This is a genomic window from Candidatus Zixiibacteriota bacterium, assembly GCA_026397505.1.
GTDB lineage: Bacteria > Zixibacteria > MSB-5A5 > GN15 > PGXB01 > JAPLUR01.
Genome location: JAPLUR010000116.1, coordinates 1 through 21,858 on the forward strand (window position 1 = coordinate 1; position 21,858 = coordinate 21,858).

A 21,858-nucleotide genomic window follows, 5' to 3' on the forward strand; every position below is an offset into this window, starting at 1 on the left:
GAGATAAATTATGTCCAGGCAAATAATAAGGGCGGTCACGTGACCGCCCTTCTATGGCAAAATCAAGGATGTCAAAAATCTTCCTGCCCCTTACTTGTCTCCACTCAACTTCTTCACATACTCGGGAAGGCAGAACGCACCCAGATGAATATCCACATTGTAATAATTGTTCTGCAGTTTCAATGTTTTATAACGGCCATAATCGAAATCATCAATCGGATGATATTTCTTGGAGCAAAAAGCAAACGACCAGTAAGAGGAGGGGTAAATCGGCACGTGCGCCGTGTACATTTTCACGATCGGGAAAATCTGCCGCAGATTCTTATACATCTGCTTCACGGTCTCGGAATTAAAAAACGGCGATTCCGACTGCGCCACCATGATACCATCGGGACCAAGCGTGTCATGCACCTTCTGGTGGAATTTCTTCTGAAACAGCTTTCGTAGGTCGGGTTACTCATTCCGACCCCGGTCGGAATGAGTAACCCGACATTTAATTTCTTTCGCCAAATCTACTCCCGCCTCAATTCGCTCACGGGCGGCTTCAATCTGCCCGTCGGCTATCAAATCCCTTTCCCTTCATATCAAAATCTGTAGCGCATCGATGGTGATTCGGAACCTTTCCCATTATATAGAAGGTAATTATTATGCTTTTTGCTGAAAATCGACATGTTTTCGAACGCCGGAATACGGCCATTGCCCACAATAGCCCAAAAACGACGGGCCATGCCGCTCAAAACTGTGTCACATCTTCACAACTCTCTTGGGCATATTATCTTACACCGTCGGCCTTATACTTTGCCCCAACGAAACTGCGCATTTTAAAAAACGAAGAAACAAACCCAATTTGCCGAACCCCTCCCGACCACCCAACCCATTTTCCGGCAACAAATAAGCAGAAAGTGATCATGTTTTTTGGAGGGTCAAGAATTTAATCGACGAACCCAATTTACTTGGGTTTCGGGTGCCCCTCCGCTGCACATTTATCGTGCCGCGCGGTTCCTCAGACCCGCCGGAATAATATCAAGTGGAGTAGTTTCATCTGCCTTTATTTGGTTATGTCATATGGAATTCAGGCGGGAATAAAGGAGCTGCCCCAATTGAAAAGCTTCCTGCAATTTGGCTGTGTCGCGCCGCACCGGGCCGGCCTCTTTCCAGTCGGAACCGGCATAGAATATTTTGCCGCAATTTTCGATCTCAGTCCACTTGAAAAAGCCGGCAATAACTTTGCGGGCGCACTCGAATTCTCCCCGTTCACCGCCGACCAGCGCCATGGCTCCGAGCCGTTTCTTGGTCAGGATTCTTTTGAAATGATGCCCGGTCAGGCCCTCAAAATCGGGCGGGCAAAGGCAGTTGCATCTATCGATAAATGCCTTGGCCTGAGCCGAGACCGAGTCAAAATAGACCGGCGAGCCGAATAGGACGATGTCGCAATTTATCAGAGTATCATAAACAGGGTAGAGGCCGTCATGGAAAAAACAGTACTCCGGGTCGGGGCTTTTGCCGCAGGCCTGGCAGGGGATATACTGCAGGTCGTTCAGCCGCACCAGCTCATTCACCGGCCGCGCCGGCGATGATTCCGCAATGCCGCGACCGATTTCGGCCAGTAAAAATTCGGTTGAACTGTTCTTAATCGGGCTGCCGCTCAGGGTCAATATCCTGGTCATCTATCTCCTGCAATTTTTCGAGGCGGTGATACAATTCGAGCAGAGCCCCCTCGATACGATTTTTCTCATTGTATGCCGCCGTCAGCTTCTCCCAGTCCGTTTTGGGTATATTGGATTCAATATCTTCTTCGAGCCGCTCCAGAATCCTTTCATGATCTTTTATTCTGGACCCGACCGAGAGGATTTCCTTTTTCAACCGCCCCTTGGCCTGCGACTGTTTTTTGAAATCATAGTACTCACGAATTTTTTCCGGGTCGGTCGGTTTCTTCACCGGCAGTTCTTTTTCGGAATCCTTTTTTTCTTTGTAATAACTGTAATTGCCGCCAAAGACCCTGGCCGTGCCTCTCTCGATCGCAACAATTTTCTCGGCGACCCGGTCGAGGAAATACCGGTCATGGCTGACTATCAAGTAAGTACCATGATAATTCAGGAGCGCCTCCTCGAGCGCCTGGCGCGAATCTATATCGAGATGATTGGTGGGTTCGTCAAAGATGAGGAAATTGGCCGGAAGGAAAAGCAATTTGGCCAGCGCCAGTTTGGTTTTTTCGCCTCCGGAAAGGATCGATACTTTTTTGAGGACATCCTCGCCGCGGAATCCGAAACGGGCCAGGAATGTGCGCAGCCGTCCCGCTTCGGAAAGAGGATCGATCAGCCAGAGTTCATCCAGGACAGTGTTATCCGCATTCAGATCCGAAAGTTCTTGGTCAAAATAGGCGACATCGACTTTCTGCCCGATGCGGACAGACCCCTCCGGAATCTCCAATTCCCCGAGGATCGATTTAAGAACCGTTGTCTTCCCCGAACCGTTGGCGCCGATAAATCCGATCCGGTCGCCCCGGTAGAGAGTGAGATTGACATCAGCGACAACCGTATGGTGACCGTACCCGAAAGAGGCCGCCTCGATCGAGAGCACCTGGTTGTAGGATCTGTCGCCCGAATCGAACGCGATGGACATGCCGCTTTTCTGCGATTCCGGCAGTTCGATTCTTTTAATGCGCGAGAGATATTTCATCTTGGACTGCGCCTGCCTGGTTTTCTGCCCGGCCATGTTGCGGCGGATGAAATCCTCGATCCGCTTAATTTCCTCCTGCTGATGGCGATAGAGATGCTGAAGCTGGCTCTTGCGCTCTTCTCTTTCGGTCAGATATTTTTCCAGACCGTTGAAGTATTGGTCGATCTTCTTATTGGTCAGCTCCCAGACCTTGTTGATAGTATTATTCAGGAACGTACGGTCGTGGGAGACGATGATATAGGCTTTGTTCTGCCCTTTCAGATATTCCTCAAGCCAGATGGTGGAATCGATATCAAGATGGTTGGTCGGTTCATCGAGCAACAGAAAATTGCTTCGTCCGATAAGAATTCGGGCCAGGGCGGCGCGATTTTTTTCACCGCCGGAGAAGCTGGCCATCCGGCTATAGAGCCGGTTCTCGGGAAAACCGAGACCGAGCAAAACTGCCTTCAATTGAGACTCAAATTCGTACCCACCCGCGGCCTCAAAGCGATGCTGAAGCTCGCCCAATTTCTCGATCAATTTCAGCGATTGTGGCTCTCTTTCCAATTCCCTTTCGACTCTCTCCATTTCCGCTTTCAGAAGGAGCAAATCCTGTCGGGCGGCGGCGACATAGTCGAAAAGTGTCGTCGCCTCGGCGCCGGAGAATTCCTGCTCCAGATACCCGATGGTGCAATTCTTGGCCCCGGTGACATTTCCCGAGTCAGGCGTGACACGTCCCGCCATTATCTCGAAAAGGGTTGTCTTGCCGATGCCGTTCGGTCCCACCAGGCCGATACGGTCATCTTCATTAACGGAAAACGAGAGGTCATCAAAGATGACCCGATCCTCAAACTGCTTGGTGATATTTTCGCCGGCCAGGAGTGTCATTGTTCTTCGAGAGTCGGTTCTTTTTCCCGCGACAATATCATCTCCACGGCCATAAGGAGCGCTGCCGCCCAGAGGAAAATTTTCCATAGCTCCCGACCGAAACGGGTTTCGGTCACAATGGCCGCGGAAGCTCTGGCATAAGGAATCACCGTGAATTTTTCCAGACTGAGCGATTTTTTGACCTGGTCGTTAACGGCAGCCGTCAAATCTCCTTCGGAAGCGGGCACGTTGGCCGGAAAAAGATCAATAGTCCGGCGATCGTTTTTAAGCTGGTAGATTCCGGGGAAATCAATCGGGCGGCAGTCGAATATGATTTGCCCCGATTTATCGGCACCGGCGAGCGAGTATTCCTGTTCTTCCGGTGTCACCAACTGCACCGAGCCCGGTTCCACCAACCGCTCCGGCAGAGATCTGGTGATCTTTTCCCCGACATAGTTCTTCAGTTCATATGAGGAGATATCGCCGGCCAGGTATTCCATGGTGCGGATGACAAACGGTACAAAGAAAGAATGAGTGGCCAGGTCGGAATAGGCGGGAGTTATGGGAGCGGTCAGCACCATGATGCGGCCCATGCCGTGTCGTCCCTCGACCAGCGCGGGGGCACCATTGGAAAAATATGCCAGGTCGCTGTTGCCGTGGCCGTCTTTGATGGTGGGTAGAGCAAAGAATCTGAAGGTCGGCAGGTTCTCTTTTTGAGAGAAAGCAAAGGCTTTGAAAATTGGATGACCGTAGTCCAATCGCTCCAGGGTGTAATATCCGGCGCCGCTGAAATCGAGAGGGGGACGTTTGATTACGGTCAAATCGATTTTCGACCCGAATGCGCCATTGAAGTAATTGGCGTCGATATCGGCGCCCAGAATATAGAATAATCCGCCGCCGCCATCGGTGTAGTGCAATAGCTGCATGGTCTCGGCCGGACCGAGCACTTTTGTTCCAGCGATGACAACGACATCATAGTCACTCAATCGAATCGATGAGAGCTGGTCGGCGGAAACGTTTTTGACCGACCAGTACCGCGCCAGCTCTTCCGAGGGCACCAGCGCCAGACGGATCAGCCCGCCGGAAGCATCTCCGCTGACGATGAGAATATTGAACTGCTGGGGAATTTTGAAAGTAAAATAGGACCGATTGTCGGGAGAAAATCCGTCATCGCCAATCTCCACCCATCCGGAGTGAAAGCCGGCGGTGGGCACGGCGTGCCGGAATGTCACTGTTTGTTTTCCCTTTGGCTCCAGCCGGAATTCGGACTGCATTACGCGGGTGCCATCGACAAAGAGCGAGGCCAGCTGTTCGGTTTTGGTGCGATCGTCATAATTTTCGATTTCCGTCCTGACCGTGAAATCATTGCCCGCTTCAATTAGCTGGCCGCCCAGGTCGGCGTTGATCACGCCGCAATTCCCATCGGTTTCGAGCGGGAGATCCACGAAATAGATGGTTACGCCCTGCGGGGCACTGTCGGGCTGTTCCGGCAGGGAATTGATCTGGAAATCAGTAACAAGGTATAATTCCTTATTCAGGTTCCTTGCTTTGGTCAATAGCTCTGCCGCCTTTTTAAAAGCCCCGGATAATTCACTTCTCTCAAACCCCGGTTTTAAATCAGTGAGAATGCGGGAGGCCACCTCACGGTTGAAGAATTGCTCCCCGGCCGGGAAATAGGTCTGCCGGTCGAAGGGGATTAGAATTACCTCATCAGATTGGCCGAAATTTTTCAAAATTTCTGCGACCTTATTTTTGGCTAGGTCAAACAGCTGTCCATCCTTGACCTGCCGTTGCATCGAGGCGGAACGATCAAGCAGGATCGCCGATGAAACTCCGGCATGCGAGCCGATATAACCACCCCTGGTGGCCGGGCGGGCGAAAGCCAGCACTGCCGCCAGAATGATGAGCATGCGCAGAACCAATAAAAGCAATTGCCGGATTTTTATCCGGCGTACCTGACGTTTCTGCATCTCTTTGAGGTGCTTAAGAGATGAGAACGGTACAATCTTCACACGCCGTTTGGAGAATAGGTGAATCAGAAGGGGGATAAGCGCGGCGGCCGCGGCGATAAGGACGGCGGAATTCAGAAAATTGAACATAGGGAAAACAAAATGCTGTTAATTACTGTATGGCTTATCGATATATTTCATGCACAGTTCACGCTGGTATACCGCCAGAGGATTTTTCAATCCCTCCTGATAATACTCGATAGCCCGCCGGCGGTCTTTCTTGAGATCGTACAGATTTCCCAGGGCAAGCACGGCCTCGCCACGATAGTACGTTCTTTGCTCCGTAAAAAGGGCTGACTCAAGAAATTGGGCGCCATTATCATATTCTTTGAGGCCGAGATAAGCCAGTCCCGCCCGGAGTTTTTGAGCGGGGTCATCGGGGGCCTTGTTAACCAGATCCAGAGCCCAAGTGAGGGCATCGGAATAGTACCGATTGGCGAGTGTCGAATCGTAATTTTTCCCCCGGGCGCCGAGCATCTTCCCCAGGAAGAGGAGGAATTCAATCTTTCCGGGAATCGATTTCTCCATGCTGTAATAATTCTGAGCGGTCTTGACAGCGCCGGCTGTGTCGCCCCGAACGGCCATGATTCTCGCCTGCAGAAGCCGGGCGGTGGCATAGGTGGTGTCAATGGTGCAAACCGAATCGAATGCTTTCCAGGACTGATCGTATCGCCCGTCGATAAGAAGAAGAATCCCCAATATCTGGAAATAGACCGCGCGGGCGGAATCAATGGCGATCAATCTGCGGTACCCTTCCTCCGCCTGATAATAATGGCCGTATTGATAATAGGTCAGAGCCAGTTTTTTCCAAGTATCGGCCGAATCAGCGCGTGTCTGATCGTACTTGGTCATTTCCTGATAATATTCAATTTGCCTGTCGAATTGGAAAATCGCTCCGGCCCGATTGGCGTAGAAGTCAAAGATCGCCCGGTTCAGCGACAATGTGTCGATATAATGCCGCCATAATGATTGAAGAGAATCAATCGGTCGGCCATAAATCTCCTCCATAACAGGAGGTATCGTCAGGTCATCGGACCTCTCATAAAGCGATTTGACCTTGCCGATCCCATAAGTGTCGGCCAGATATTTCACAAAGGAAGCGGCCGTGACCTCCGCGGCGTGCGGGTCGGCGGTCAGATATCCCGAGGTGGTCAATATCTTTTTTATCTCGGGAAGATTACTCTGGGCTTTGATTTTTCTTATTTCATACAGGGAAAAATCGAAATAACCGGCCAAACCCTCTACCAGGAAAGGCGGGGCGTAGCCCCAGACGCGAAGAAGCCTCAGGATATTGGGCAAGATAGCATCGACTGAAACGTAATCGTGGTTATAGATAGTATAGATGCTGGAGCGGCCGGGATCAATGGCGTAGCCGAATCGTTTATCCCAATTGATGGAGGGCGAGGCGCAGGGAGTTAAGTAAAGATTGATCTTGCCGGTGGTGCTTATTTCCAGCGCATCGCGAAAGCGAACATAATCGGTTTCGATATAATTCTTGATATTATTCCAGTGGAAATCGGCCAGGGAATTTTTAATAAAGTAAAAATTGAAATTGGTCGATGGGTCGGAGGCGTATTGACTCTCTATTTCCGGATCATGGATGCAGAGAGCCGTATCGAGTGTCACTCTTCCACGAGGGCTGATCAGGAGTTGATAGAGGGAATTGTTTTTACCCGGTATATTTTCGATACGTGCGGGGAGATTGTACTCTACGCTGAACCGCTCGGCCTGCATGTAAGGAGTGGCCCCGATGGTTGTCAGATGGACCGTAAATTCCACTTTCTGGCTGTCGGCGGCGGCGACGGCAATATCAAGATTTGCATTAACAAGAAAGGTCTTTATTTTCCGGCCGGTGAGGACATTGATTGTATCTCGGTCAATTTCGAAATATTTATCAAGAGCGGCCGGTTTTTGACGGACAATCAGTTCAAACTCCACCCCGTTGGCGGCGGAAAGTGCGGAGGCGGCGGTTCCGATCGTGAAGGACAGCAGCAGGAGTGACAGAATCAATATATCTCTTTTCATAATCACCTGTTTTACGTGAAAAATGGCCTCCCGGCCCAAATTAAACGCTTTCGAGCACAAGTCGGCTGTCTTTCAAAATCGGCAGAACGGGCAGCGAGTCGATTTCGCCGGCCATGGTCACATCTTTCTCGAAACCCAGCTTGACCAAATGGCGGCCATGTTCTCCCCGGGCTATTGTTTTCTGCAGGGCGCGGCTGTTGCTTCGGTAAAGAAGCAGGGCCAGTGTGGCGGCATCATTCAACTCGAGTTCCAGTTTTGCCTCGGCGGCAAGTTTATGAAGCAGCATCCCGCCACAGAGAGTATCCTCAATGGAGAAATCGCCATCCTGTCCGGAGCAAAGAATGGCCAGGTCCTGTTCGGCCTGCGCCACCCGTTGCACGACTGCGGAGATATTGACCAGCGCCCCGGTAATGATCAGTTTTGATGCGCCGGCCCGATTATATCCCTTGGTACCATTGGAAGTCGTAAAAATGACCGTTTTCCCACTCACTTTGTCTTCGGTATACTCAAAAGGAGAGTTTCCAAGATCAAAACCGTCGATTTTGATTCCTCCCCGTTCCCCCCCCAGAATGGTTGATTCGACACCGATTTTGGAACGCATCTCGGCCGCTTCGCCAGATCCAACTACCGGGATTACGGCTCGGGCGCCCGATTTAAGAGCCTGACAGATGGTCGTCGAGGCTCTCAGGACATCGATCACAACGACCGTTTTGCCGGCGAGGCGGGTTTCGCCGACCGGTTCGGGGATTAGAAATAAATCAGCGTGCATTTATCGGTGGGTTCCTTCCTTATAAAACGGCGGCTTGATCACGACGGCGGGGAATAGTTTATCGCGCACTTTGACCTGCACCGTGCTGCCGATTTTAGTCAGCGATAACGGCAGATACCCCATCGCCACCGGTTTCTCCAGTGAGGGAGAAAAGGTGCCCGAGGTGACATGCCCAACCGTTTTTCCCTCATGCACCAGTTCATACCCGTGACGCGGGAAAACCTTCCCTTCCATTTCCAGGCAGATCAGACGGCGGGTCGGTTTCTCATCTTTCTGTTTCAGGAGCACGTTCCTTCCCGTGAAATCGCCCTTGTCGAAATTCACCACCCATGCCAGCCCGGCCTCGATCGGGGTGGTTGTCTTATCAATATCATTGCCATAGAGGGACATTTTCATTTCCAGACGGAGTGAATCGCGTGCGCCCAGGCCGATCAGTTTCATATCATACTTCCTGCCGGCCTCATAACAGGCTTGCCAGAGATCGTCGCACATATGAGGCGGAATATACATCTCGAATCCATCCTCGCCGGTATATCCAGTGCGCGAAATGAGAAGGGAATGTTTCCCGACTTTCATATTGGCAAAATGATAATATGGAACTGAATCCAGACTGTAATCGGTCACCAGCGACATCACTTCCTGGGCATGCGGCCCCTGGATCGCGAGCATTCCGATCTGGTCTGAGATATTCTTTAATTCTACTCCTTTATCCAGATGCGATTTCAGCCAGTCAAAATCCTTCTGAATATTTGAAGCGTTGACCACCAGCATATATTTGTCCGGCAGACGGTAAACCAGGAGGTCATCGACAATACCGCCGTCATCATAGCAGAATATGGAGTACTGGATCTGGCCGACCTGGAGCTGCGAGGCATCGTTGGTGGTCATTTTCTGAATAAGGCCCAGGGCACCCGGGCCGGAAATCTCGAACTCCCCCATGTGGGAGAGATCAAACATTCCGACATTCTTGCGTACGGCCAGATGCTCGTCGGTTATACCGGTGTATTGAATCGGCATCATATATCCGGCGAACGGAACCATCTTGGCCCCCGCCTCAACATGGTATTTATGAAATGGAGTTTTCTTCACTTCCCCTGATGTCTCGCCTGACTCCAATTCATTTACCTCCTTCACGTGTATAGTTGAGCAGACCTCCGGCAATAATGATTTCTCTCTGCCGGGGGGTCAGATCTATTCTGAAATTGTAATTATGGTCGTTGGACTTATTCATAACTTCGATAGTATTGTCGGTCTTGACCGCTTCTCTGATATTCGGGATTTCCAGCTGGTCGCCCTGCTTGATATCATCATAATCGGCCGGGTTGACAAAAGTGGCCGGAAGGATGCCGAAATTGATCAGGTTGGCCAGATGAATCCGCGCGAACGATTTGGTCACGACCAGCTTAACCCCGAGAAACATCGGCGCCAGGGCGGCATGCTCGCGTGAGGAACCCTGCCCGTAATTATCGCCGCCGACTATAAACCCGCCGCCTTTTTCTTTGGCCCGCTTGGGGAATTCCGGGTCGACCTGATAGTACACGAATTCGGCTATCTTGGGAATATTGGAGCGGAGCGGCAGTACTTTCGCGCCGGCCGGCATGATATGATCGGTCGTGATATTGTCGCCGACTTTGAGAAGAACCTCACCTATGAGCAGATTCCCCATCGGCTTGTTGATCGGTAGCGGCGCGATATTGGGACCGCGAACGACCTCGACTTTGTCGGGACTCTTCGCCGGGGGAATGATTCCGGCATCATCGATCTTGATTGAGGTGGGCAGAGTTATCCGGGGATATTTTCCAATCTTGCGCGGGTCAGTGATATACCCGGTCAGCGCCGCAGCCACACAAACTTCAGGGCTGGCGAGATAGACATTGGCATCCTTGGTGCCGCTTCGCCCGGGGAAATTGCGGTTGAAAGAACGGATCGAAACGCCTCCCGATGGCGGCGCCTGCCCCATACCGATACAGGGGCCGCAGGCCGATTCGATTATCCTCGCCCCCGAGGCGATAATATCGGTCAACGCGCCGTTGGCCGAAATTGCCTCAAATACCTGCTTGCTTCCGGGGGTGATGGTCATCGACACGTCGGGATGCACGGTTTTCCCTTTGAGTAGCCGGGCGGTAACCATCAGGTCATAAAGAGACGAATTGGTGCAACTTCCCACACAAACCTGATGCACCTTAACACCTTTCAGTTTCTTTACCTCGATGACATTATCCGGCGAGTGCGGCTGGGCAATCAACGGTTCCAGCTTGTTAAGGTCGATTTCAATCCGCTCGGCATATACGGCATCCGGGTCAGGCTCGAGTTTGGTATAGTCTTTGGCTCGTTTCTGCAGTCTGAGATATTCCCTGGTGCGCTCATCGGAGGGGAAGATAGAGGTGGTCGCGCCCAGTTCGGCCCCCATGTTGGTGATAGTCGCCCGCTCCGGCACCGTAAGGTAGGTCACTCCCGGGCCGGAGTATTCCATGATTTTCCCGACGCCTCCTTTGACAGTCAGTCGTCGAAGGACTTCGAGAATAATGTCTTTGGCCGTGACATACGGCTGGAGTTTTCCTTTGAGATAAATATTGACAATCTGGGGCATCTTAAGATAGAACGGCCCGCCCCCCATCGCCACGGCGACATCGAGGCCGCCGGCGCCGATAGAAAGCATTCCCAGCCCGCCGTTGGTGGGGGTGTGCGAGTCGGAGCCAAGCAGGGTTCGGCCCGGACGCCCGAACCGCTCGAGATGAACCTGGTGGCAGATCCCGTTGCCGGGGCGGGAGAAATAGATACCATATTTGGCCGCAATCGTTTGCAGGAACATATGGTCGTCGGCGTTTTCGAAACTGGCCTGGAGCATATTGTGGTCGACATAGGAAACCGATTTCTCGGTCTGGACTTTTTTGAGACCGAGCGCCTCAAACTGAAGGTAGGCCATGGTTCCGGTGGCATCCTGGGTGAGGGTCTGGTCGATTTTGATGGCGATATCCTCGCCGGGTTTCATTTTGCCGGAAACGAGGTGGGCCGAAATGATTTTTTCTGCTAAATTCATCCCCATATTTCAACTCCTTTTCTGCATAACTCCTTAAAGATACGAAAGAAACGTTCTGCAGAGCAAAAGTCAACCCCTATTTGGCGGTTTTGGAGTGTGCCCTCCTCCTTTGACTGGCGGCAAAAAGATAGCAAAGACTTGACAAAAACGGTTCTGCTTTCTTCTTATTATCCGCCCATTAAATCACTTGCTATTATTCGGATAGATATTATATTTGTTTCTGTCCAATTGAAAATACACCCCGATCGCTGAGGCCGGATTAGAGGACATATCAATGTTTCACCTCTTTGGGAGGAGATATGCACAAGCTTAAGACCCTTTCGATTCTTGTAGTCGCCATCGGCTTTATAATGATGTTGACCAATCTTGCCCTGCCCAATGATAATGGGCAATCAATTTCAAATGATCTTCAGGTTATGAAGAGCATTTCATCCCTGCCGTTGGCATTTACCAAAAACAATGGCCAGTGGCCGGATAGTATTCTGTTCCGGGCCAACGCGGGCGGAGCTACCATGTGGTTCACCGCGACCGGCGCCTTTTACCAGTTCACGAGGCGGGCGGGAAACGATAGCGCCCTTGATGCGCGAGATCCAATTGGGCGACCCGACAAGTTCAATCGGGAATGTGACAGCATCGAAATCATGATGCTCAAAGCCTCATTTGTCGGGGCCAACCCTACCCCGCGAGCATCCGGCGAGAAACTGATGGAATACAAATGCAACTATTTCATTGGCAATGAGTCGGATAAATGGCGCACGGATGTCCCCTATTACTCTGCAATCGTCTTGAAAGAAGTCTATCCTGGGATTGACCTGACCTACTACGGCAATGGCCGCCAGATGGAGTATGACTTTGTCGTTCATCCTCGGGCAGACTATTCAAAAATATGGATTCAGTACGAAGGCGCTGAAGGGTTGGCGGTTGCCGATGACGGCGCGCTGTTAGTGACGACGAAGTGGGGTGTGATACGGGAACTGGCGCCGGTAGTGTATCAAGAGGTTGGCGGCAGTCGCCAGCCGGTAACAGCCGAATATCTGATCGGAGCCGATCACTCATTCGGATTCCGTTTGGGTCCGGAGTTCAACCCCTCGCTGTCGGTGGTGATCGACCCAGTTTTGGTCTACAGCACGTACTTGGGAGGTACGGGTGAAGACTGCGGAATGGGTATCGCAATTGACAGGAGCGGCGCGACATTTATAACAGGATACACCATGTCCGCGAATTTTCCAACCGTTACGCCTTTAATCGATAACCTTAATGGCATTTCAGATGTCTTTGTGACGAAGCTGAGTCCGGCCGGGGATAGCCTTATCTATAGTACCTATCTTGGAGGGAACAATAATGATCAAGGTGAAGCTCTCACCGTGGATGCCGACGGCAATGCATTTGTGACAGGATTTACCGGGTCAAGTGACTTCCCGGTTTACTATGCTTATCAAGGCACTTTTCGAGGGGGAGGCATTGACGGCTTTGTGACCAAGCTCTCCAGCAGTGGTAACAGTCTTATATACAGCACCTACCTGGGCGGGAGCGATGATGACCAGGGCAACGCCATCGTGGTGGACGGGTCTGGGGCGGCGTATCTGACGGGGAGTACGATTTCCGCCGATTTCCCGATGCTCAATCCGTGTCAAATATATCAGGGGAATCGTGATGCTTTCATCACAAAGTTAAGTAGCAGCGGCACTAGCCTTGTTTTTAGCACGTGTCTTGGAGGAAGTCAGAACTGGGAGGAAGGCTATGGCATTGCTGTAGATGCGGCTGGGTCAATTTTTGTCACTGGAGCAGCATATTCTGCAAGCTTCCCGACTTTGAATGCTTATGATTCCATACATGGGGAAGGTTTGGATGCTTTTGTCACCAAGCTAGGCGCGACCGGCGGTTGCTTGGTTTATAGCACCTATCTTGGTGGTGATGGAAATGACTATGGTTTCGACATTGCCATAGATTCAATTGGCGCGGCCTATGTAACCGGAACTACCGGATCAACTGATTTTCCGACTTTCAACGCTTACGATCCCACATTTAATGGTGTCACGGATGCTTTTATCACAAAGCTGAGTAGTGCGGGTAATAGCCTTGATTATAGCACTTATATAGGTGGCGATAGCAGTGATAGAGGTGACGGCATTGACATTAACGCAGACGGCGAGGCTTATATCACGGGGGAGACATTTTCCCCCAATTTTCCCGTATTTAACGCCTATGATTCCACATATAATGGAAACGCGGATGCCTTTATTACCAAAATCAATAGCGCCGGTAATTTCCTCGTTTATAGTACTTATTTGGGCGGCTATAGTTATAATCGATGCAAGGATATAGTTATCAATTCGGCCGGAGCGGCCTATGTCACAGGATGGACGTCTTTTCCCGACTTTCCAACAACGCCCGACGCTTTTGATATCAGCTTTAATGGCGGGGCCGACGCATTTGTGACCAAGTTGAGTGCGTCCGACGATGCCGATGGTGACGACGTCGCAGATGATGTCGACAATTGCCCAAATATCTCCAACCCGGATCAGTCGGATGTTGACCAGGATGGTATCGGCGACGCCTGCGATCCATACTGCTGTGCGAAGGCAGGGGATGCCAATCACAGCCAGGTGGTCAATATTCAGGACATTACATTTTTGATCAACTTTTTATACAAGGGCGGCGGCGAGCCACCATGTTTTCATGAAGGTGATGCAAATGGCAATATAATCATTAATATTCAGGACATTACCTATTTGATAAACTACCTCTATAAAGGCGGCCCGGCGCCGAAATGCCCTTGAGCTCCTTTGAAGTTGAATGAATCACGAATGGGGACAGATAAGCTCTGTCCCCATTTTTGTCGGCCAACCATTTCCTCTCGCGAGGTGATGCCAAATTCCCAATAATCAAATTCCTTAACCGCCGCCAATTAATTGCAAAAAAGTGTTGCATAGATTTTGACAAAACCCTTATATTATACCGGGCTCAGGAAAAAAGAGATTATGGACAGGATGAACATCAAAGCACCGGCGAAGATTAATCTTTTCTTGAAGATTCTGGGAAAACGACAAGATGGGTATCATAATATCCTTTCCTGGTTTCAGGCGGTTAATCTCTTTGATTATTTATCTTTCGAAAAAACCGAGAGAAAAGGCTTCGAATTGGCCATTGATAGGGACAGCAATCTCCCGACTGATTCGGGCAACCTGATTACCCGGGCGGCCGGCTTACTCTTTGAACGATATGATCTTCAAGGTGGGCTTAAGATTCGATTGACCAAGAATATTCCGATTGCCGCAGGATTAGGCGGCGGCTCATCTGATGCTGCCGCAACCATTTATGCCATTAATTCTCTTTATGAATTGAATCTTACCGGGAAAGAATTGAATGATTTGGGTCAGGCAATTGGTTCTGATGTCCCCTTCTTTTTCTCCTCCGGTCAGGGGGAAGTCTCTGGCAGAGGTGAGATTATAAAAGAAATTGACTTGCCGACCGATTATTTTATAATTTTAGTGACGCCCAAATTAGAAATATCAACTGGCGAGAGTTACCGTCGGCTCAATTTAGGCTTGACATCGAACGATGCCAATGTTAAGTTATATAGCTGCAGCAATTTTAAGCAACTAATTGACTGCATTGGTGATCTTGGTAATGATTTTGAGAGTATGCATTTGCAGTCCTATCCGGTATTGGGAAGGATTATGGATGCACTGAATAGGGCCGGGGCCGAATTAACCCGCATGAGCGGTTCCGGACCGACTATTTTTGGACTGTTTAAGGATATGCCTGAGAGGGAGGATTTGATTCAAATCACCCGGGGGGATTGGCAATTGATGACAGTTCGGCCAATTACCCTGCCCGCTTGGGAATGATCTGCTAGCCAATTTTTGGCGGGAGGAAGAACCGTGGAGATCACCGAAGTACGCATTATCCTGCGGGATGAAGACAAACTGAAGGGATTTGCCAATGTTACCTTCGACAACGCTTTCGTGATACGCGGCATGAAGATTATCGCCGGAAACAAAGGTTACTTTGTTTCGATGCCCAGCCGGAAGCGGCCTGATGGGACGCACCAGGATGTAGCCCATCCGGTTAACAACGAAACCAGAAGATTGATTGAGGACAAGGTTTTGGCCGCCTATGAGGCGGCATTGAAAGTGAAAAGCAAAGTTTAGAACCGAATATAACTGGGGTGTCGTCAAGCGGTAAGACACAAGCCTTTGGAGCTTGGATTCCCAGGTTCGAATCCTGGCACCCCAGCTTATAACTACTCGGAGCACAGTAGGTTGGGGTATAGTACCTTTCGGATCGAGACCAAGTAATGAGAAGGGATAAAAAGGCTTATTATGTTGGACCTAAAGCTAATCGCCGGGAACTCTAACCGGCCACTGGCACGAAAAATCGCCCGCTATATCGGGGCGGAACTGACTGCCTGTGAAATCAAGCGGTTTTCCGACGGTGAGATTTTTGTTCAGTTGAACGAAAATATCCGGGGAACGGATGTTTTTATCATCCAGTCGACCAACGCCCCGGCCGAAAACATAATGGAGCTTCTAATCCTTATTGAGGCTTCCCGCCGTGCCTCGGCATCGCGCATCACGGCCGTCATCCCGTACTACGGCTATGGCCGTCAGGATCGCAAGGATCGTCCGCGGGTCCCGATTACCGCCAAACTGGTGGCCAATCTGATCACTACTGCCGGCGCCGACCGGGTAATCACTATGGACCTTCATGCCGCCCAGATTCAGGGATTTTTCGATATCCCGCACGACCATCTTTATTCCTCGCGGTTTTTTAATGACTATCTTCTCAACCACAATGTCCAGGATATAGTGGTGGTTTCGCCCGATGTCGGCTCGATCAAGCTGGCCCGCGCATTTGCCAAGGCCTTCGAGGCCGGTCTGGCCATTGTCGATAAAAGGCGCCCCTCGCCCAATCAGTCGGAGGTGCTCAATATTATCGGCGAAATCGCCGGTCGGAATATTATCATCCGTGATGATATGGTTGATACCGGCGGCACACTCTGTCAGGCGGCGGAAATTCTGGCCGAGAAGGGGGCGCTTGAGATTCTCGCGGTTTGCACCCACCCGGTTCTTTCCGGCGGCGCCATCGAGAGAATCAATAACAGCGTAATTAAGAAGATGTATATTTCGGATTCGATAAATGTGGAAGAAAAGCATCTTCCCGACAAATTCGTCGTTCTAACCTGTGCCAATCTGTTCGGCGAGGCGATCATGCGGATTTCCGGGGAAAAATCGGTCTCGTCTCTCTTTGATGATTGAGGCTTGCATCGTGGTAAATAACATTTTGGAGGTTCATAGTAGAAGATGAAAGAAATCAAACTGACGGCGGAATCGAGAGAAGGAGCCGGAAAAGAGATATCCCGCAAGATGCGCCGGCAGGGAGTGGTCCCCGGTGTCATTTATGGTCCGGAAACGAAACCGTTCCCCATCTCCCTGAAAACCAGCGATCTGGCCGGATTGATACGGACGCAGGGTCGTACCAATATGCTGATTGATCTTGACCTGGCCGGCGAAATGGCGCCGCGCAAGGTTATTATAAGAGAGCTTCAACGTGACCCGGTTGACGGAAGTTTTACCCATATCGATATGTATCAGGTGTCGATGAAGAAAAAACTGCACCTGTCGGCGGTTGTTCACTTGGCCGGTCTGGCCGCAGGCGTGAAGAATTCCGGAGGCATTCTGGAACATGTAACGCGCGAAATCGAAATTGCCTGTCTTCCCTCGGATATTCCCGAGCGGGTTGAGGTGGATGTGACAGCGCTTGAAATCGGCGATTCGGTGCATGTAAGCGATTTGAAAATTGAGAAGGTTGACATCTTAACCGACCTGAATCAGACTATTGCCACAGTGGTACCTCCGACCATTATCAAGGCTGAAGCGGTGGCGGCTCCGACGGCAGAAGCTGTTGCGGCGGAAGGTGAGGCGGCGGAAGGTGAAGCCAAGGCTGAGGGTGAGGCCAAGACTGAGGGCGAAGGCGCCAAGAAACCGGAAGAGGCGGCCAAAGGGGCCAAGCCGACCAAACCCGGAAAACCGGAAAAGAAATAGCATTTTCCCCGTTTGGATATTACATATAAAAAAAACCGCCCCCGTGGGCGGTTTTCTTATGCTTTGGGTGGCCTCCAGTCAAGCCGCATTTATGGTCAAGGGACAAAAAAGATGAGAAATGACAAAGGTATTGATTTAACCTGCAACAATTGTTAAATTAAACCTGACTGATAGACCTGAAATTATTGATTGTGAGATTGCAATGAGACAATCCAATTCACGAACTCGCGAAGCCCCTCTTATAACTTACTTAAAGGTTCAGAACTACCGGGCACTCCAGAATCTAGAACTTAAGGATATTACGCCGCTTACAGTATTCTTGGGGCCGAATGGAAGTGGGAAATCGACGGTGTTTGACGTTTTCGCCTTTCTGTCAGAGTGCTTTTCTATAGGATTACGCAAGGCATGGGATAAAAGAGGAAGATTCAAAGAGCTTAGAACTAGAAATGAAAGCGGTGCAGTTAAAATCGAATTGAAATATAGAGAACCCAGATTTCCATTAATCACTTATCATCTCGCTATCGATGAGGAATCAAGAGGTCCGGTTGTGACAGAGGAGTGGCTGCAATGGAAACGTAAGCCGCGCGGAAGGCCATTTCGCTTCTTGGAATTCCGTAGGGGTGCTGGTACAGTAATCACTGGTGACATGCCGGATGAGGATGATCAGCGAATCGAGGAAAAATTAGAATCGCAGGAAATGCTTGCTGTAAATACTCTGGGTCAATTAGCAAAACATCCGAGGGTTGTTTCTTTAAGAAAATTCATAACTGACTGGTATTTAAGTTACCTTTCAGCTGATAATGCAAAAGGTCTTCAGGAGGCAGGCCCCCAGGAACGGCTATCGCAGACGGGCGATAATCTCTCGAATGTTATTCAATATTTGAAAGAGCAACATTCTACTGAGCTCAATAGAATTCTCACCACGCTCTCAAACCGCGTCCCGCGGTTAGAGAGGGTCCAGGCTGATATAATGCCTGATGGTCGCCTTCTTCTACAAATAAAAGATGCGCCTTTTGAACGTCCAATTCTGGCGAAATTCACATCTGATGGAACGCTTAAAATGCTCGCATATTTGACCATTCTCTACGACCCGACGCCTCCACAATTAATAGGCATAGAAGAACCCGAGAATCATCTGCACCCGCGATTACTTCCAGAACTTGCAGATGAATGTGTTAAATCTGCTGAACGTTCTCAATTATTGGTGACGACCCACTCGCCCTATTTCGTAAATGACCTCAAGCCAGAACAATTATGGGTGTTATATAGAGACGACCATGGTTTTACGCGGGCAAGCAATGCTGCTAGTATGAAGATGGTACAATCGCTTGTCGCTGAAGGCGGCAAATTAGGGGACCTTTGGATGGAAGGCCATTTCGATGTTGGCGATCCGCTGACAAATTCTGGTGGTCCCCGTCAAACCGAGTTGCCGCTCGGTCATTCCACTTGATAAATGGATTTTATGCGTATAGAATTTCTTCTGGAAGAAAGATCGGCCGAAGCAGTCATGCGCAATATAGTCCCTAAAATAATCAATTGGGATGCAATTGTCGGCTATCATGTATTTAACGGCAAGCACGATCTTCTGGGCAAATTGCCCAATAGGCTTAAAGGCTATAAGGAAATTTGCCGTTTTGACCCCTGCAAGATTGTCGTTCTCATTGATAAGGATCGGCAAGATTGTCATGTGCTGAAAACTCGTTTGGAAAGGGTCGCAGCAGATGCAGGTTTGATTACTAAAACACAATGTGGACTTAATATGCAATTTCAAGTCCTGAACAGACTGGCAATTGAAGAATTGGAGGCTTGGTTTTTTGGCGATAATCAGGCGCTTTCCACTGCTTACCCTCGTGTGCCAACCCATCTCCATGCCAAGGCAAAATATAGGAATCCTGATGGAATACCTGGTGGTACATCTCAAGCTTTGGAAAGGGTTCTCATGCAAGCCGGTTACTATGCAGGTGGCATGCCCAAAATAGAAGTTGCCATGAAGGTATCTAGCCTAATGAATCCTGATAGGAACACTTCCAAGAGTTTCCAAGTCTTCAAGGCAGGGCTATTGGCGTTGCGTATTCCATAGAATATGGGGGCCACGAAACTCGCTATGCAAAATCCGCTATATTTTCGTGTCATGGGGCGCTTTCACTATTGCAGGTAACGCGGTCATCAATACAGAATCACATCATATCGTAGGGGTCGATATCAACGATGAGCTTGATCGATGAGGGGAGACCGAAATTTTGCTCGGCTTGCTCCCAGGCTGAAAGAAATTTCACGAATTTGGAAATCTGGCCGGTCTTGACAAAGAGATGCCGCCGATATAATCCCCGCAGACGGTAAAGGGGCGAGGGGGCCGGGCCGAGAATTTCCCCCTTCACTCCGGTCTTTTCCACTCCGGCGGAAAGACGTTTTCTAAAAGTGAGCGCTGCTTTCTGCAGCGATTCCTCTTTCTTCGCCGAAATGCGGAAATTGACAATATGTGTGAAAGGCGGATAGGCCAATTCTTTTCGTGATTTTATTTCCCGCGCATAGAAAGTATCATAATCCTGGCGGGCGGCGTCATCGATAAGGTCGGTTTCGGGGTTGAAGGTCTGTATGATAACTTCCCCCGGCTGCTTGCCGCGCCCGGAACGTCCGGCCACCTGAATCAGTTTGGCAAACAGCTTCTCCGATGCCCGGAAATCGGGCATGTCCATGCCGATATCGGCCATCAAAACGCCGACCAGCGATACCCGCGGGAAATCGATTCCCTTGGTCACCATCTGCGTCCCAAGAAGGAGGTTGTACTTCCCGGCGGCAAAATCGGAAAGTATTATGTGCGCCCGATCCCGTTCGGCGGCGCTGTCGGAATCAAGACGAATCATTTTTGCCTCCGGGAAAAGCCCGCCGATATTCTCTTCGATCTTTTGCGTCCCGGTACCGATGTATAGGAAATGGCCCCCGCCGCAAGAGGCGCAAACATCATAGCTGCTGTTGATGTAACCGCAGAAATGGCACATCAGCTTGTTCCCCGCCCGATGATAGGTAAGATGCAACTGGCAATGCGGGCAAAGAGGCGTATGTCCGCAATCGGTGCATTTGATCCGTGGGGAGAAGCCGCGACGGTTTAGGTATAAGATCACCTGCTCTTTCTTATGAAGAGCACTCTTGACATGTGATACCAGCGTTTTCGTGAAAAAGATATTATCATCTGCAGGGAATTCTTCCTTAAGATCAACCAGCCGCACGATAGGGCGTTCGATGGTTTCCGGGCGGCGGGTAAGCCGGAGAAGCCGGTACCTTCCGGTGAGAGCATTATAGAACGATTCCAGCGATGGTGAAGCAGAACCAAGGATAATCGGTATACCGGCCAGCTTGGCGCGCATGACCGCGCTGTCGCGACCCTGAAAGCGGGGTGCTGGATCATCCTGCTTGTATGACTCATCATGCTCCTCATCGACAATAATCATTCCGAGGTTGTCCAGCGGTGCAAAAATGGCCGAGCGGGCGCCGATAACAATTTTGTACCGTCCATCTCTGATATTCTGCCATACTTGCAAGCGGTCTTTGGGTTTCAGAGCCGAGTGCAGCAGAGCGATATGCTCAGGGAAAAAGCTCTTGAAGTAAGAGAGAAGCGTTCCAGCCAGCGCGATTTCCGGGACCAGCACCAGGACGGTCCTTTTTTGCCGGATAACCTCAGCGGCAATATGGCAATAAACCAGGGTCTTGCCGGAGCCGGTGATTCCGTGGAGAAGGTAAGGGGTGAAGCGATTAAGATCGGCCATGATTGTGGCTATGGCCTCGGCCTGTTCTTTATTTGGGGTATGTATACCGACCTCCGGGCGAGCCGGTATATAATCAAAGATATCGAATTTGCCGGGGTCGGAAGGAGCGGCGCCGCTTTCTTTACCGGCGACAAAAGCGGCCTTGAGCATCCCCCGGGTCTGCAATTCCTCAAGTAAACCGGGATATTTGCGCTCCAGGGTCGAAGCCTGACGCCCGCTGATAGCACCCTTGCGATTAATAATCTTGATCACCGGCTCGGGTATCTTCCCCTCCGCCATGCCCTGCTCATATTGATGGCCGGGAAAGTAAGAGGGTTTCCTTACCTTTCTCAGTTCCGGCGGCAGGGAGGTGTTGAGAACATCACCGATATTAGCCAGATAGTATTCCGCCATCCAATTCAGGAAATTGAATAACTCCCGGCTGAAAAGAGTCTCTTTTTCTATCGTATCGATTACCGCCTTCAGGCCGGACCCCGCATACTGCTCGGCCGGGGAGAGGTAGTATCCAATGAGCTTGCGTCGCCCGACCGGCACCAGGCAACGTTGTCCCGGCTGGGGCAATTCTCCCAGATTATCCGGCCACTTGTAGGTGAGTGCTTTTTTTGGCACCCCCGGGACGGCAATATTGATATGAGGTTCTTTCATAAGAAAAAAAAGGCAGGTCTGGTTAAGACCTGCC

The 21,858-nt window shown here is 50.4% G+C and carries 16 protein-coding genes and 1 tRNA gene; 8 read left to right on the forward strand and 9 right to left on the reverse strand.

Going from position 1 to position 21,858, the window contains the following annotated elements; genetic code table 11:
- Window positions 1-90: 90 nt before the first annotated feature.
- The 8 genes from NT002_11885 to NT002_11920 all read right to left on the reverse strand — a co-directional run bounded on the left by NT002_11885 (window position 91) and on the right by NT002_11920 (window position 11,374).
- Window positions 91-438: a hypothetical protein gene (locus NT002_11885; protein MCX6829961.1), complete on the reverse strand. Its 348-nt coding sequence runs from the start codon at window positions 436-438 to the stop codon at window positions 91-93.
- Window positions 439-1,061: 623 nt separating this feature from the next.
- Window positions 1,062-1,667 (reverse strand): flavodoxin family protein, encoded by a 606-nt coding sequence (locus NT002_11890; protein ID MCX6829962.1) that lies wholly within the window; start codon window positions 1,665-1,667, stop codon window positions 1,062-1,064.
- Complete coding sequence (locus NT002_11895) at window positions 1,630-3,633, reverse strand: ATP-binding cassette domain-containing protein (protein MCX6829963.1); 2,004 nt, start codon at window positions 3,631-3,633, stop codon at window positions 1,630-1,632. Before NT002_11895 ends, NT002_11890 begins: the two co-directional genes overlap by 38 nt.
- Complete coding sequence (locus NT002_11900) at window positions 3,543-5,624, reverse strand: VWA domain-containing protein (GenBank protein ID MCX6829964.1); 2,082 nt, start codon at window positions 5,622-5,624, stop codon at window positions 3,543-3,545. The genes NT002_11895 and NT002_11900 overlap by 91 nt, the downstream gene beginning before the upstream one ends.
- A gap of 18 nt (window positions 5,625-5,642) precedes the next feature.
- On the reverse strand, window positions 5,643-7,559 hold the full coding sequence (locus tag NT002_11905; GenBank protein MCX6829965.1) for a hypothetical protein: 1,917 nt from the start codon (window positions 7,557-7,559) through the stop codon (window positions 5,643-5,645).
- Window positions 7,560-7,599: 40 nt separating this feature from the next.
- Complete coding sequence (locus NT002_11910; protein ID MCX6829966.1) at window positions 7,600-8,328, reverse strand: 2-phosphosulfolactate phosphatase; 729 nt, start codon at window positions 8,326-8,328, stop codon at window positions 7,600-7,602.
- Complete coding sequence (gene gcvT / locus NT002_11915; GenBank protein MCX6829967.1) at window positions 8,329-9,417, reverse strand: glycine cleavage system aminomethyltransferase GcvT; 1,089 nt, start codon at window positions 9,415-9,417, stop codon at window positions 8,329-8,331. It abuts the gene before it with no gap.
- A gap of 28 nt (window positions 9,418-9,445) precedes the next feature.
- Window positions 9,446-11,374 carry an aconitate hydratase gene (locus tag NT002_11920; GenBank protein MCX6829968.1) on the reverse strand — a complete coding sequence of 643 codons (1,929 nt, stop codon included), beginning with the start codon at window positions 11,372-11,374 and terminating at the stop codon, window positions 9,446-9,448.
- A gap of 293 nt (window positions 11,375-11,667) precedes the next feature.
- Here NT002_11920 and NT002_11925 point away from each other — a divergent pair, with 293 nt between their 5' ends.
- The 8 genes from NT002_11925 to NT002_11960 all read left to right on the forward strand — a co-directional run bounded on the left by NT002_11925 (window position 11,668) and on the right by NT002_11960 (window position 19,495).
- Window positions 11,668-14,148, forward strand: coding sequence for an SBBP repeat-containing protein (locus tag NT002_11925; GenBank protein MCX6829969.1), 2,481 nt, complete (start codon window positions 11,668-11,670; stop codon window positions 14,146-14,148).
- Between the two features lie 201 nt (window positions 14,149-14,349).
- Window positions 14,350-15,219: a 4-(cytidine 5'-diphospho)-2-C-methyl-D-erythritol kinase gene (ispE, locus tag NT002_11930; GenBank protein MCX6829970.1), complete on the forward strand. Its 870-nt coding sequence runs from the start codon at window positions 14,350-14,352 to the stop codon at window positions 15,217-15,219.
- A gap of 33 nt (window positions 15,220-15,252) precedes the next feature.
- On the forward strand, window positions 15,253-15,522 hold the full coding sequence (locus tag NT002_11935) for a SpoVG family protein (protein ID MCX6829971.1): 270 nt from the start codon (window positions 15,253-15,255) through the stop codon (window positions 15,520-15,522).
- A gap of 13 nt (window positions 15,523-15,535) precedes the next feature.
- Window positions 15,536-15,607: transfer RNA gene (locus NT002_11940), tRNA-Gln, on the forward strand.
- A gap of 86 nt (window positions 15,608-15,693) precedes the next feature.
- Window positions 15,694-16,629: a ribose-phosphate pyrophosphokinase gene (locus tag NT002_11945; GenBank protein MCX6829972.1), complete on the forward strand. Its 936-nt coding sequence runs from the start codon at window positions 15,694-15,696 to the stop codon at window positions 16,627-16,629.
- Between the two features lie 45 nt (window positions 16,630-16,674).
- A complete protein-coding gene (locus NT002_11950) occupies window positions 16,675-17,415 on the forward strand; it encodes a 50S ribosomal protein L25 (GenBank protein MCX6829973.1) in 741 nt (246 codons plus the stop codon).
- A 202-nt stretch (window positions 17,416-17,617) separates the two neighbouring features.
- The gene (locus NT002_11955; GenBank protein MCX6829974.1) at window positions 17,618-18,865 is read left to right on the forward strand and encodes an AAA family ATPase; all 1,248 of its coding nucleotides are present in this window, start codon (window positions 17,618-17,620) and stop codon (window positions 18,863-18,865) included.
- Window positions 18,866-18,877: 12 nt separating this feature from the next.
- On the forward strand, window positions 18,878-19,495 hold the full coding sequence (locus NT002_11960; GenBank protein MCX6829975.1) for a DUF4276 family protein: 618 nt from the start codon (window positions 18,878-18,880) through the stop codon (window positions 19,493-19,495).
- A 97-nt stretch (window positions 19,496-19,592) separates the two neighbouring features.
- Here the strand turns inward: NT002_11960 and priA are convergent, their stop codons facing one another.
- Window positions 19,593-21,824, reverse strand: a complete 2,232-nt coding sequence (gene priA / locus NT002_11965; protein ID MCX6829976.1) for a primosomal protein N' — start codon at window positions 21,822-21,824, stop codon at window positions 19,593-19,595.
- Window positions 21,825-21,858: the final 34 nt, after the last annotated feature.